We start from the raw sequence: 13,470 nt of genomic DNA, 5'->3' as shown, positions 1-13,470 counted from the left end.
TCCAGCGATGGCATGAATCCGGGAGTAACCTGCTCTGATGACCTCTGAGCAGTTCGTCGAGCCCGAATCCTCGCCAGAGGACACGTCGTCGCCAGAGCCGACCTCATCGCCAGAGGATGCATCGAAGCCACGGCACGCCGGATTCGCCTATCGACTCGGTCGCGGTCTCATCACCCCACTGGCCAGGCTCGTCTACCGTCCGAAGATCGAAGGCCGTGAGAAGGTGCCGCAGAGCGGTGCGGTGATCTTCGCGAGCAACCACCTCTCGTTCATCGACTCGATCGCGATCCCGGTCGCAGCTCCCCGCCCCGTGCACTTCCTCGCCAAGTCGAGCTACTTCGAGGGCACCGGGTTCAAGGGCTGGATGAGCAAGACCTTCTTCCAGTCCATCGGCGCGATCCCAGTTCGCCGCGGCGCAGGACAGGCAGCACTCGACGCACTCGACCTGCAGCGCCAGCTGCTCGACGAGGGACTCGCGGTCGCACTGTATCCGGAGGGCACGCGTTCCACCGACGGCCGGCTCTACAAGGGCCGCACCGGTGTCGCGTTCCTCGCGCTGCAGACCGGTGCGCCGGTCGTGCCTGTCGGACTCGTCGGCACCAACAAGGTGATGCCGGTCGGCGCCAAGATGCCCACCCTGTCAGAGCGCATCACGGTGCGCTTCGGCGATCCGCTCGACCTCTCCCCGCACGGTCCGGCGACCAGCGGGCGCGCCCGTCGGCTCGCGACCGACGAGATCATGGCAGCGATCCACGCGCTCTCTGGGCAGGAACTCGCCGGCGCCTACAACGAGGCGCCGGCGCAGGGCGCCATCGAGAAGATCAAGCAGGCGCTGCCGCACGAACGTCGCTGAGGCGTGGATCCCCGGCTCGGCGACAGCCGCAGCCGTTCACGGGTCTCAGTCCTCCGCGGTGACGGTCGCCTCGTGATGCACCGGGAAGTTCATCGAGTTCGCGATGAAGCACCAGTCGTTCGCCTGCACGTGCGCCCGCTCGGCGGCCTCGATCATCGAGGCATCAGCGACGACGACCTCGGGATGCAGCGTCACCTCGACGAACGCGCCACCGCCTGAGCCGTCTTCGCGCATCACGCCCGTCGCCTGATCCCGGTACGAGATCACGACGACGCCCGCGGTCACGCAGGCGTGCAGGTACGAGAGGAGATGGCACTCGGAGAGCGACGCCAGCAGCATGTCCTCCGGGTTCCATCGGCTCGGATCGCCGCGGAACGGCTTGTCCGCAGAGGCGAGCAGCACAGGCTTTCCCTCGACTTCGATGGTGACGTCGCGCCGGTAGTCGCGATACCCGCTCGTGCCGGTGCCGCTGTTCCCGGTCCAGGTGGATGCCAGGGCGTATCGATGCTCGCCGAGGACGTGAGGGGTCGAGTTCGCTGCCATGCGTCCAAGTCTGCCACCGGTAGGCTTGTCGGGTGCTGGAGACTCTCACTGTTCAGGATGCCGTAGAGCTCGCTGTCGTCGAACGCAGCGGCTTCGTCGAATCCCGCCATGCGGGTGCGGCGGTGGTGCTGTCGCCGGATGGCGAAGTCATCGCCCGGCACGGCAACCCGGATGCCCTGATCCTGCCGCGCTCGAGCCTGAAGCCCCTGCAGGCCGTGGCGTGCATCACTGCGGGCGCTGTGCTGGAAGGCGAGCAGCTCGCGCTGTCCACCGCGAGCCACGTCGGCACCGACCGGCACGCGGCGACCGTTCGCGACATGCTCACGGAAGGCGGCCTCACCGAGGATCACCTCGCCTGCCCTCCTGCCTGGCCGACTGACACGGCGACCCGCGACGAGATGGTGCGCGAGCACGGCGCACCGGAGCGGATCCGCATGAACTGCTCGGGGAAGCACGCAGCCATGTTGCGTGCCTGCGTCGCCACCGGTTGGCCCACCGACGGCTACCTCGACCCTGCGCACCCGCTGCAGGCGCATATCCGCGATGTCATCGAGCGGCTCACCGGAGAGAAGATCGCGCACACGGCGATCGATGGCTGCGGTGCCCCGGTGCACGCGATCACGCTCACCGGGCTCACCCGCGCGATCCACCGCATCGGCACGGCGTCCGACCGTTCCCCCTTCGCCCTGCACCGTGTCGCCGGCTCGCTGGTGCGCGCCGTCCGCGAGAATCCCTGGACGATCGAGGGTCCCGGCCGTCCCGACACGATCGCGATCGAGAAGCTCGGCGTCTTCACGAAGGGCGGCGCCGAGGGGGTCATGGTGATGGTCGCCCCGAACGGCACGACGGTCGGTCTGAAGATGCTGGACGGCTCCGCCCGTGCATCGACCCTCGTCGCCGCGACGCTGCTCGCCCACGCCGGCGCACTGAGCGATGCCGACGTCGCCGCTCTCGCCGAGGCACTGCCGCTCTCGGTGCTCGGCGCCGGTGCCGAGGTCGGTCGCATCCGTCCCGGCAGCGGTATCTGACACCCGGCTCTGCCGGCCGGCTTCGGCCGCCTGCCGACAGCAGATCACGCCACCTCGGTCCGTGCGGTGCGCTGGCGCAGCTCGCGCCGGGATCGCGCGACGGGTGCCTGCTCCGCTCGTCGCGGATCCGGCTGCTCAGTGTGCGGCAGCACCGGACCGAATGCGGACAACAAGACGCGCTGCGGGCTCCGGTCCCCGCGCACGGCCCAGGCCCGGCCAGCATGCAGATGGGCGTATGGCAGAAGCTCACGCACCCCCGCCACGTGCCGCACGTCGGTCGGACTCTCCACACGGAACAGCAGGGTCCCCTCGGCGCGTATGCGCTGCAGGATGGCGGGGTTCCGCTGCCAGCTCTCGATGTCGCCGACGATCAGTGCTGGCTCCTCGAGCGCCCGCGGCGTCTCACCGCCGACCGGGATCACCTCGCACCCGGGATACTCGGCCCGCAGTCGCAGTGCCACCGCGGCGGGGCTCGTGGTCACGATGCCCGACGCACCGCTCGGAGGAGCCCACTGCGGCGTGACATCCTCCGAGAGGGGTGCCGTCGCGGAGCCCTCGATCCAGGCGATCTGCACCTCTCTCTCACCGATGCGAGCACGGCCGGGCGGGCGATCGTGCAGGAACCCGGATGCTTCGCCGCCTGCTGCAAGATGCTCGACTCTGCTCGAGAATCGGAGCAGTGCGCGGCTCGGCAACGCGTCCAGGACTCGCCCGACCGGACCTGAGGCCCTCGACGCGGTCAACACGAAGGTCGTGCGCGTCGCCGACCGCAGCACCTGCTCGCAGCGCTGCAGAAACGTCTGGGCGTAGTCCACAGGAAAACCGGACGCCAGCAGGTCCAGATCATCGCACACGACCAGGCGCCGCGGCGAGTCGGCGCCAGTTGTCCACGCGGAGAGGAGATCCCACGCGGCCTCTCGATCCGCCGGCACCCACTGCGCGTCGGGGTGCTGCGCCGCGAGGACTCGCAGCGCAGTCGTGCGCCCCGATCCCGGGGCTCCCAGGATTCCGAGTCCACGATCGACACCCAGCCGGAGCGTCTCGGCCGGCTGTCTCTGACGATCCGGCTCGTCCGCGCGTCCGAGGACGACGACGTCACTCGAGCCAGCACCACCGGCGATCTCGCGCAGCTGGAGCAGTGGCGGCAGCGCCGGGAGCCAGGGGCTGTGCGGCGCCTCCGCATCCGCCCAGCGATCCACTGCCTCGCGCAGAACGGCGTCATCAGCGCTGGCCACCCTGATCGCCTGCGGCTCCGAGTCCTGGGCGCGGCGCAGGAACGCGAGTCCGCGTGACTCAACGCCGCCGGGTATCTCCGCCGCTGCGGTGGATCCGATCATGAGCCGACTGTCTGCCGCATCCACCACCCGCAATCCGATCCGCAACGGACAGTTGGCGGCGAGAGCGTCACGGATCACACCCGACGCGCGCTGGGTGCCGAGGATCAGATGCAGACCGAGCGCGCGTCCGCGAGCTGCGACGTCGGTGAAGACGGACCCGAGGTCCGGATGCTCCTGCAGCAACGCGGCGAACTCGTCGACCACGATGACCAGCCTTGGCATCGAGACCTCGCTCACATCGCGCGCTCCAGCCTTCGCGAGCACCGCCTCCCTTCTCCGGAGCTCTGCCCGCAGGCTGGACACGCCCCGCCGAGCACCTTCCTCGTCGAGGTCGGTGATCACCGCAGCGACCTGTCGCAGAGCGCGCAGAGGCTCGAATGCCGTGCCTCCTTTGAAATCGGCGAGCACGAAGTTCACGCGACCCGGACCGTACGCCCGTGCGATCGCCGTCACCCAGGTCACGAGCAGTTCACTCTTGCCCGCCCCCGTCATCCCGGTGACGATCGCGTGCGGGCCGTCTCCGACGATGTCGACGACGGCATCCGCACTCGCGCCCCTGCCGATCGCCACGGTCAACCCGCGCGGCGACAGCTCCTGGGCGAGATCACCGAGCGTCACCGACGACGGGACGCCGTCGGGCTCCTGGCCACGATCCATCCGATCGGCGAGGATCGCCTCGAACTGCGCGCGGGAAACGCCCTCGGCTGCGACTCCGATGATCCCATCGGCCGTCCGGACGACGGCAGACTCCGGTTCGAGCACATCCAACACGGTGGTCACACCGGGCGGCACCTCGGTGTCAGCAGGCAGCAGCCAGATCACGACGTCGGCTTCGGCGTCACGGAGCTTCACTGCCACCGGGTAGTCGGCGCAGATGATGCCGATTCGGCACGTGCCCGGCCTCGCGCGGGCGGAATGCGGGGTCGGCAGGTTCATGCCCGCGGCGGCGAGATCCCCGACCAGCGCTACCTGCGACGTGCCGAAGCGCAGACACACCTGCACGAGCAGCCCTCGCGCGACAGCGGCTGCAACCGGCAGCGGGCCCCGGATGCACAGACCGTTCCCGAGCGCGATCCGGACCGGCGCATCTGCGATCGACCTGCATCGTCGCTCGAACTCCCGAGCGCGCTCACCGTCTCCCCCGCCGCTGCGGATGCCGCTGGGCACCGCGCCACGCCCGATCACGATCTCGGTCTCGGCGTCGGGCGGTCGCAAGCCCTGAAGCGGCGGCTGAGCGATGCACGTGGCGACATCCGGATATCGATGCCACATCCGTGCGCGGACTTCCCGTTGCCGATGAGCGAGTTCTTCCTCGGCGCGCGCCCATGCGGCATCCGCATCAGCCTCGTTCGATCGACGTTCGCGGCGTCTGACGCGCACGCCGTCGATCAACGACGCTGCGATCATCACCGGCCCGAGCACGGCGAAGCACAGCGCGTACAACGAGCCCGAGACGAGCCACAGCACGACACCGGCAGCGACCGGAACGATTGCAGCGATGAACGGCAGCGGCGGACGGCGTGCCGGTGCGGGAGCCGCTGGGAGCGGGATCGGCGAGGAATCCATGCCGACCATTCGACACCAGGGTGGAAGCCCTGAGCGGACCTTCCACAGACCTCCGGGGCTATTCGGCGGTATCGGCGTCCGGGGAGGATGAGTCGTCGGCGTCGGCGTCGGCGTCCGTGACCTGCACGATGATGAGCGTCACGTTGTCGCGGCCCCCGTTCTCGAGCGCCGCGGCGAGCATGGCATCGACCGCCGGTCCCGGCTCGGCGTGCTCGCGCAGGAAGTGCTGGATCCCGTAATCCGTGAGTTCCTTCGTCAGACCGTCGGAGCAGATGACGAAGCGATCCCCCGCCTGGACGTCGATCGTCAGGTAGTCCGGCGGAGTCAGCTCGCTCGCTCCCACCGCACGCGTGATCACGTTGCTGTACGGATGGCCCTCGGCCTCTTCCGGGCTCAGCTTGCCGGCAGCGATCAGCTCCTGCACGACCGAGTGATCGGTGGTGACCTGCACGAGGCGATCGTCACGCAGGAGGTAGACGCGCGAGTCGCCGATGTTCAGGGAGACCCACTGCGGCTGCTCCGCCTCGAGATCGAGGAAGACGCCGGTGAGCGTGGTGCCGGTGCCCTCGTCGGTGGTCTCCGGGTGGTCGGCGATGTCGGCCACAGCGCGCTCGAGCGCCTGCTCGATGGCCGGTCGGGTGACCGCGCCATCCGTGACGACGCCCTGCAGTCGCGTGACGGTGCTCTGGCTGGCGATCTCGCCACCGGCGTGCCCGCCCATGCCGTCTGCGACGACGAACAATGGATACTCCGCGAGGAATGCATCCTGGTTGTTGTCGCGCCGGCGGCCCTGGTCGGTGATCCCCGCCCAGGACAGCAGCAGATGGCGCTGCGCAACCGTGACGCTTCGCGTCGTCGTCGTCGTTTCAGCCACGTGCTGCCTCCGATGGGACTGCGGCCAGTCGGACGGACGCAGGATACTCACACATCGTACTGGAACCCGCAGGTCTCATACGCGAGCGCCCGGGTCCTCTGGCAGCGGGAAGAGGGCATCGATGGCCCGAAGATCGGAGGCGTCCGGTGTCCAGGCGGCTCCCGCCTCGGCGTTCGCCTCGACCTGTGCGGCCGATGTCGCCCCGGCGATCACGCTGGAGACGAGGGGGTTCGCGAGCAGCCAGCCGAACGTCGCCTGCAGCATGGTGATGCCGCGCTCGTCGCAGAATCGCTGGAACTCCTCGAGTGCCGCCCAGGGTGCGTCCTCCCAGACGTGCCGACGGCTCGACATGATCCGGCTTCCTGCAGGCCCGCCCTCGCGGGTGAACTTCCCGGTCAGCAGGCCGTTGTGCAGCGGGAAGAACGGGAAGAATCCGAGGCCGTAGCGTTCGACAGCCGGCAGCACCTCGCGCTCGGCGGCGCGCGCCAGCAGCGAATAGTGGTTCTGCGCCGAGATGAACCGTCCGGTCGAACGCTGCTGCGAGACGAACTCGGCCTCCGCGATCTGCCAGCCCGAGAAGTTCGAGTGTCCGTAGTAGCGGATCTTGCCCTCGCGGACGAGTTCATCGAGCGCATCCGTCGTCTCGGCGATCGGCGTCTCGGGATCGGGCAGGTGCAGCTGGTACAGATCGATCCAGTCGGTGCGCAGTCTGCGCAGCGACTCCTCGACCGCACGACGGACGTAGCGGCGCGACCCACGACCGGCGGGGAAGTCGTAGCCCATGTCGCGCTCGTGGCCGAACTTCGTCGCGAGGACCACGCGATCACGGCGTCCCTCGATGGCCTCCCCCATCAGGCTCTCGCTGGTGCCGGCAACGGCTCCGTACATGTCGGCGGTGTCGAGCAGGGTGATGCCGTTCCCGATCGCGGCGTCGATCACCTCGCGGGTGCCTGCGAGCGTCTCGGTGGCGGTGCCGGCACGACCGAAGTTGTTGCAGCCGAGACCCGTAGGCGACACGAGGAGACCTGATGCGCCGACGCGGCGCTGCGACATGACCATGCGTTCCACGTTAGCCCAGCCCGGCCGGCGTCGACGCCGCCACCGACGCGACAGGGCCCCCGACCGGAGTCGAGGGCCCTGCTCACATCTCTCAGGCCGGAGGCTGAGTGGGGTTGGTCGGCGGAGCCGGCGGTGCCGCAGGCGGTGCTGCCGGAGGAGCCGGCGGCGTCGTGGGCGGTGCCGGCGGTGCTGCCGGCGGAACCGGCGGAACACCGGGAGCGCCGGTCTCCGGCACTGCAGGAGGCGTGTAGCCCGGCTGGGCCGGGGGTGCATAGCCGGGCTGAGCCGGGGGTGCGTATCCCTGCGGTGCCGGCGGGGCGTAGCCCTGCTGCGGTGCGCCGTACCCCTGCGGAGCCGAATAGCCCTGCGGAGCTGCCGCCGATGCCTGCGCCGGGATCCCGTCCCAGACGGTGCGGTCGCCGAGGAAGCCGTTCGAGGCCCAGGACGCCGGCACGACGTTCGGGTTCCAGCGCGACTTGTCGAAGGCGTTGATGCCGAGCCAGACGATCGAGAGGAAGAAGTACAGAACGACCCAGACGGCATCCTTCTGCAGCTTGAGGCCGATGCGCCATGCGGCGAGCAGCGACAGCACCGCGAGGGCGATCGAGAAGATCGCGCCGATGCCGATCCACGACAGCAGGATCGTGCCGCCGAGGCCGTAGAGCACGAGCCACGGGCTCAGGTCGCCGAGCTTGAAGAAGATCATCGTGTTGTAGACCGGCACCCACGCGCGCCACTTGCCCTGCACGCCTGCCTTGTCGAAGATCTTCATCAGGAACAGCGAGCCGATCACATAGCCTGCGATCGCGACGATGAAGCTGATGAGCGCAATGACGCCGAACAACGCGGCGTACTGTGCATCGTAATAGTCCATGATCCCCTCCGGATGGGAATGAGCGAGCGCCGTCCGCGCCGCGACACCACCATATCGGTCGCCCTGTCGGCGGGCAACGACCGACGCGGGCAGAACTCCCCATGTGACGGCGACAGGACCTCCGCATGAAACACCCGTCACTCCTGGGCGCTTCCAGACGAGGGTCACTCGGCGACGACGAGCTCCAGCGTTCCGGCATCCGCTCCGTCGCGGAGGACGATCCCCTGCTTCTCCGCCCAGTTGCGGAGCGAGCGGCGCGAACCGATCTTCGGGCGGCTCTCGGCGAGTGCCCGGACGAGGAGTCCCTTGGACTTCTTGTTGAAGTGATTGAGCGCGCGCGATCCGCCCTCGTCATCGGTGACGACACGCACGTACGCCGAAGGGACCGAGTCGGGAACCGGTCCGAGCGCCACGTATGCCTCACTTCGCAGATCGAGGACGAAGGTCGGATCCTCCCCCGCGATCGCCTCGGTCGTGGCATCCGCCCAGTGCCGCCGAAGCGCAGCGATGCCGGGCAGCGAGGTGCCGGCGGCCAGGCGGTACGCGGGGATCGGGTCGAGCGCGCCGACCGGGCCCATCGGCGCGCTGTGGATCCACACGTGCGCCGCGAGCCACCGGCGAGACGCCGGAGAGAGCGTCGCGGCATCGAGCGCGTCGAAGAGCACGCCGGTGTACCGGTCGACCGCCGGCATCGTGGCGGCCGTCTTGAGCAGGCGGTTGTGCTCGATGTCACCGAGCTGCCGTGCGCTGAGCTTGAGCACCCGTCGGGAGGCGTCTTCGTCGGACGCGAGATCGATGAGCGCCTCGACGACGGCCGACCGCTGCGCGTGCAGTGACGGAAGCGCGAGCGCTGCGAGATCGAGCGGAGCGCCGTCGCCCCCGGGACGTTTGGTCTCGGACGGCGGAAGCAGGATCTTCATGATGCCTCGTTGAATGACAGACGCGTCCGCCTCGGGACCCGGTGAAGGGTGCCCGAGGCGGACGCGTCGAGGTGAACTGCTCAGGCGATGAGAGCCGCGTTGCCGGCAACGATCGTCAGGGTGTCGCCCTCCATGGAGAGGAACCCGTCCTGTGCGTTGGCCAGCACCTTGCTGCCATCCGTCTGGGTGATCCGGACCTGGCCCTCGGCGAGGATGGCCAGCACCGGCTCGTGGCCGGTCATGAAGCCGATCTCACCCTCGACGGTCTTGGCGACCACGAGGCTCGCCTCTCCCGTCCAGACCTCCGCGTCCGCGGAGACGAGGCTGACATGCAGCGCCATGGTCAGCCGTTCTCCTTCTGGATCTTCGCCCACTGCTCTTCGACGTCGTTGATGCCACCGACGTTGAAGAAGGCCTGCTCGGCGACGTGGTCGAAGTCACCGCGAGTGATCGCATCGAACGACTCGATGGTCTCCTTGAGCGGGACGGTCGAACCCTCGACACCGGTGAACTTCTTCGCCATGTAGGTGTTCTGCGAGAGGAACTGCTGGATGCGACGTGCACGCGACACGACGATCTTGTCTTCCTCGGAGAGCTCGTCCACACCGAGGATGGCGATGATCTCCTGCAGTTCCTTGTTCTTCTGGAGGATCTGCTTGACGGTCGTCGCGACACGGTAGTGGTCGTCGCCCAAGTACCGGGGGTCCATGATCCGCGACGTCGAGGTCAGCGGGTCGATGGCCGGGTACAGACCCTTGGACGCGATCTCACGAGAGAGCTCGGTCGTCGCGTCGAGGTGGGCGAAGGTGGTCGCCGGAGCCGGGTCGGTGTAGTCGTCGGCCGGCACGTAGATCGCCTGCAGCGAGGTGATCGAGTGGCCACGCGTCGAGGTGATGCGCTCCTGGAGCACACCCATCTCATCGGCGAGGTTCGGCTGGTACCCCACGGCGGACGGCATGCGGCCGAGCAGCGTGGAGACCTCGGAACCGGCCTGCGTGAAGCGGAAGATGTTGTCGATGAAGAGCAGCACATCCTGCTTCTGCACGTCACGGAAGTACTCCGCCATCGTCAGAGCCGAGAGGGCGACGCGAAGACGCGTTCCCGGCGGCTCGTCCATCTGGCCGAACACGAGGGCCGTCTTGTCGAAGACACCCGCCTCTTCCATCTCGTGGATCAGGTCGTTGCCCTCACGGGTGCGCTCACCGACACCGGCGAACACCGACACTCCACCGTGGTCCTGCGCGACGCGCTGGATCATCTCCTGGATGAGGACGGTCTTTCCGACACCGGCTCCACCGAACAGACCGATCTTTCCACCCAGCACGTAGGGGGTCAGGAGGTCGATCGACTTGATGCCGGTCTCGAACATGGTGGTCTTCGACTCGAGCTGGTCGAAGTTCGGCGCCTTGCGGTGGATCGGCCAGCGCTCGGTGACCTCGATGGTCTCGCCGGGCTCGAGGTTCAGGACCTCGCCGATCACGTTGAAGACCTTGCCCTTGGTGACGTCGCCGACGGGGACCGAGATGGCCTCGCCGGTGTCGCGCACTTCCTGACCGCGGACGATGCCGTCGGTCGGCTTCAGTGCGATGGCACGGACGAGGTCGTCGCCGAGGTGCTGAGCGACCTCGAGCGTGATCTCGACGGAGTCGTCGCCGATCACGATCGTGGTCTTGAGTGCGTTGTAGATGTCGGGGATCGAGTCGTGCGGGAACTCGATGTCGACAACCGGACCGTTGACGCGTGCGACGCGCCCGACGACCGCGGTCGCCGGCTGGTCAGCCGTAGCGGTGGGGGTCATTTTCGTCTCTCTCCTGATGGTCTATTTGCTCGATGAGAGCGCGTCGGCGCCGCCGACGATCTCTGCGATCTGCTGCGTGATCTCCGCCTGACGCGCGTTGTTGCGCAGACGGGTGTAGTCGGTGATGAGCTTGTCGGCGTTGTCGCTGGCCGACTTCATCGCCTTCTGCGTCGCCGCCTGCTTTGCGGCAGACGACTGCAGGAGAGCGTTGAAGACGCGGCTCTGGATGTACACCGGCAGGATCGCGTCCAGCACGGTCTCGGCATCCGGTTCGAACTCGTACAGCGGGTAGATCGTGTTGCCCGCCTCCGTCTCGTCGGCTTCCGAGATCTCCAGCGGGAGCAGACGCAGGGATTCCGGCGACTGCGTCATCATGCTGACGAAACGGTTGTACACGAGGTGGATCTCGTCGAGACCGCCGTCTTCGCCACCGCGGGAGAAGTCCTCGAGCAGCTTCTGCGAGATCTCCTCCGCCGTGTGGAACGACGGGGTGTCGGTGTCGCCGGTCCACTCCGCTGCCGCCGCGATGCGGCGGAACTGGAAGTAGCCGACGGCCTTGCGACCGACGAGGTAGAACACCGGCTCCTTGCCCTGCCCACGCAGGAGCTCAGCCACCTCGAGACCCTCACGGAGGATCTGCGAGTTGAAGGCTCCGGCAAGACCCCGGTCCGAGGAGAAGATCACGACCGCGGAGCGGCGGATCGTCTCAGGCTCGCGGGTGAGCGGGTGGTCGACGTTCGAGTGCGTCGCGACGGCAGACACGGCCCTCGTCACGGCTCGCGCGAAGGGGCTGGACGCTTTGACGCGTGCCATCGCCTTCTGGATGCGCGAAGCCGCGATGAGTTCCATCGCCTTCGTGATCTTCTTGGTCGTCTGAGCAGAAGAGATCTTCTGCTTGTAGACCCTGAGTTGAGCGCCCATGAAATCAGTCCCTCACGCGGTTACGCGCGACGACCCTTGACGATCTTCTCCTGGTTGACGTCGTCCGCCTCGGCAGCCGCGTGCTCCTCGTGGCCAGGAGCGCCGATGCCGGCACCCTTGCCACCCTGGAACTCCAGGATGAACGCATCGGTGTGCTTCTCGAGCTCTGCGACCGTGTCGTCGTCGAGGACGTTGGTCTCACGCAGGGTGTCGAGCACCTTCGTGTTGCGACGCAGGTAATCCAGCAGCTCGCGCTCGAAGCGGAGCACGTCGGAGACCTCGATCGTGTCGAGCTTGCCCTTGGTTCCGGCCCAGATCGAGACGACCTGCTCCTCGACGGGGTACGGCGAGTACTGCGGCTGCTTCAGCAGCTCGGTCAGGCGCGCACCACGCGACAGCTGACGACGCGACGCCTGGTCGAGGTCGGATGCGAACATCGCGAACGCCTCGAGCGAGCGGTACTGAGCGAGCTCGAGCTTCAACGTACCCGAGACCTTCTTGATCGACTTGACCTGCGCGTCACCACCGACTCGCGAGACCGAGATACCCACGTCGACCGCCGGACGCTGGTTGGCGTTGAAGAGGTCGGACTGCAGGAAGATCTGGCCGTCGGTGATCGAGATCACGTTGGTCGGGATGTACGCCGAGACGTCGTTCGCCTTGGTCTCGATGATCGGGAGACCCGTCATCGAGCCGGCGCCGAGCTCGTCGGACAGCTTCGCGCAACGCTCGAGCAGACGGGAGTGCAGGTAGAAGACGTCACCCGGGTATGCCTCACGGCCCGGCGGACGACGCAGGAGGAGCGACACGGCGCGGTAGGCCTCAGCCTGCTTCGACAGGTCGTCGAAGATGATGAGGACGTGCTTGCCGCCGTACATCCAGTGCTGGCCGATGGCCGAACCGGTGTACGGAGCCAGGTACTTGAAGCCGGCGGGGTCGGATGCCGGAGCGGCCACGATCGTGGTGTACTCCAGGGCGCCTGCCTCTTCGAGCGCGCCCTTCACCGAAGCGATGGTCGAGCCCTTCTGGCCGATGGCGACGTAGATGCAGCGGACCTGCTTGTTGACGTCGCCGGACTCCCAGTTGTCCTTCTGGTTGATGATCGTGTCGATCGCGATGGCCGTCTTACCGGTCTGGCGGTCACCGATGATCAGTTGACGCTGGCCACGGCCGACGGGGATCATGGCGTCGATGGCCTTGATGCCGGTCTGCATCGGCTCGTGGACCGACTTGCGCTGCATGACGCCGGGCGCCTGTAGCTCGAGGGCGCGGACGCCTTCGGTCGCGATCGAGCCGAGGCCGTCGATCGGGTTGCCGAGCGGGTCGACGACGCGACCCAGGTAGCCGTCGCCGACGGGCACGGAGAGGACCTCACCGGTACGGGTGACTTCCTGACCTGCTTCGACACCGGTGAAGTCGCCGAGGACGACCACACCGATCTGGTGCTCGTCGAGGCTCAGCGCGAGACCCTTGGTGCCGTCGCCGAAGGTCACGAGCTCGTTGGCCATGACGCCGGGCAGGCCCTCGACATGCGCGATACCATCCGCGGCGTCGATGACGGTGCCGACCTCGGTCGCCGCTGCCCCGGTGGGCTCGTAGGCGGCGGCGAAGTCCTTCAGCGCGTCACGGATGACGTCGGGGCTGATCGATAGTTCTGCCATTGTCTTCCCTTTGTATCTGGGTGCGCGGTTCCCCGC

General features: G+C 67.8%; 12 protein-coding genes. 2 read left to right on the top strand and 10 right to left on the bottom strand.

Features of this window, described 5'->3' with window-relative positions:
* Window positions 1–37 precede the first annotated feature (37 nt).
* Complete coding sequence (locus V7Z82_RS01610) at window positions 38–853, top strand: lysophospholipid acyltransferase family protein (RefSeq protein ID WP_334147304.1); 816 nt, start codon at window positions 38–40, stop codon at window positions 851–853.
* A gap of 45 nt (window positions 854–898) precedes the next feature.
* Here V7Z82_RS01610 and V7Z82_RS01605 read toward each other — a convergent pair whose 3' ends face one another.
* Entirely contained in the window at window positions 899–1,396 is a 498-nt protein-coding gene (locus V7Z82_RS01605; protein ID WP_334147302.1) for an OsmC family protein, read from the bottom strand.
* A gap of 32 nt (window positions 1,397–1,428) precedes the next feature.
* Here V7Z82_RS01605 and V7Z82_RS01600 point away from each other — a divergent pair, with 32 nt between their 5' ends.
* Window positions 1,429–2,424, top strand: coding sequence for an asparaginase (locus V7Z82_RS01600; protein WP_334147300.1), 996 nt, complete (start codon window positions 1,429–1,431; stop codon window positions 2,422–2,424).
* Window positions 2,425–2,468: 44 nt separating this feature from the next.
* Here the strand turns inward: V7Z82_RS01600 and V7Z82_RS01595 are convergent, their stop codons facing one another.
* From V7Z82_RS01595 to atpA, 9 genes are all read right to left on the bottom strand, one after another.
* The gene (locus V7Z82_RS01595) at window positions 2,469–5,327 is read right to left on the bottom strand and encodes an FtsK/SpoIIIE domain-containing protein (protein WP_334147298.1); all 2,859 of its coding nucleotides are present in this window, start codon (window positions 5,325–5,327) and stop codon (window positions 2,469–2,471) included.
* Between the two features lie 58 nt (window positions 5,328–5,385).
* Window positions 5,386–6,201, bottom strand: coding sequence for a PP2C family protein-serine/threonine phosphatase (locus V7Z82_RS01590; RefSeq protein WP_334147297.1), 816 nt, complete (start codon window positions 6,199–6,201; stop codon window positions 5,386–5,388).
* 75 nt (window positions 6,202–6,276) lie between these two features.
* Window positions 6,277–7,254, bottom strand: a complete 978-nt coding sequence (locus V7Z82_RS01585) for an aldo/keto reductase (RefSeq protein ID WP_334148317.1) — start codon at window positions 7,252–7,254, stop codon at window positions 6,277–6,279.
* Window positions 7,255–7,351: 97 nt separating this feature from the next.
* A complete protein-coding gene (locus tag V7Z82_RS01580; protein ID WP_334147295.1) occupies window positions 7,352–8,134 on the bottom strand; it encodes a large exoprotein in 783 nt (260 codons plus the stop codon).
* Window positions 8,135–8,298: 164 nt separating this feature from the next.
* On the bottom strand, window positions 8,299–9,054 hold the full coding sequence (locus V7Z82_RS01575; protein WP_334147293.1) for a YaaA family protein: 756 nt from the start codon (window positions 9,052–9,054) through the stop codon (window positions 8,299–8,301).
* Window positions 9,055–9,134: 80 nt separating this feature from the next.
* A complete protein-coding gene (locus tag V7Z82_RS01570) occupies window positions 9,135–9,395 on the bottom strand; it encodes a F0F1 ATP synthase subunit epsilon (RefSeq protein WP_334147289.1) in 261 nt (86 codons plus the stop codon).
* 2 nt (window positions 9,396–9,397) lie between these two features.
* Window positions 9,398–10,852 (bottom strand): F0F1 ATP synthase subunit beta, encoded by a 1,455-nt coding sequence (atpD, locus tag V7Z82_RS01565; protein WP_334147287.1) that lies wholly within the window; start codon window positions 10,850–10,852, stop codon window positions 9,398–9,400.
* A 21-nt stretch (window positions 10,853–10,873) separates the two neighbouring features.
* Window positions 10,874–11,773, bottom strand: a complete 900-nt coding sequence (locus tag V7Z82_RS01560; RefSeq protein WP_334147285.1) for a F0F1 ATP synthase subunit gamma — start codon at window positions 11,771–11,773, stop codon at window positions 10,874–10,876.
* A gap of 20 nt (window positions 11,774–11,793) precedes the next feature.
* Window positions 11,794–13,434: a F0F1 ATP synthase subunit alpha gene (gene atpA, locus V7Z82_RS01555; RefSeq protein ID WP_334147283.1), complete on the bottom strand. Its 1,641-nt coding sequence runs from the start codon at window positions 13,432–13,434 to the stop codon at window positions 11,794–11,796.
* Between the last annotated feature and the right edge of the window lie 36 nt (window positions 13,435–13,470).

Origin of the sequence: Microbacterium sp. (assembly GCF_036823965.1) — a bacterium.
In the GTDB taxonomy this organism is placed as follows: Bacteria; Actinomycetota; Actinomycetes; order Actinomycetales; family Microbacteriaceae; genus Microbacterium.
The sequence above is the reverse complement of the archived record's forward strand: the minus strand, read 5'-3'. Positions and strand labels throughout refer to the sequence as shown.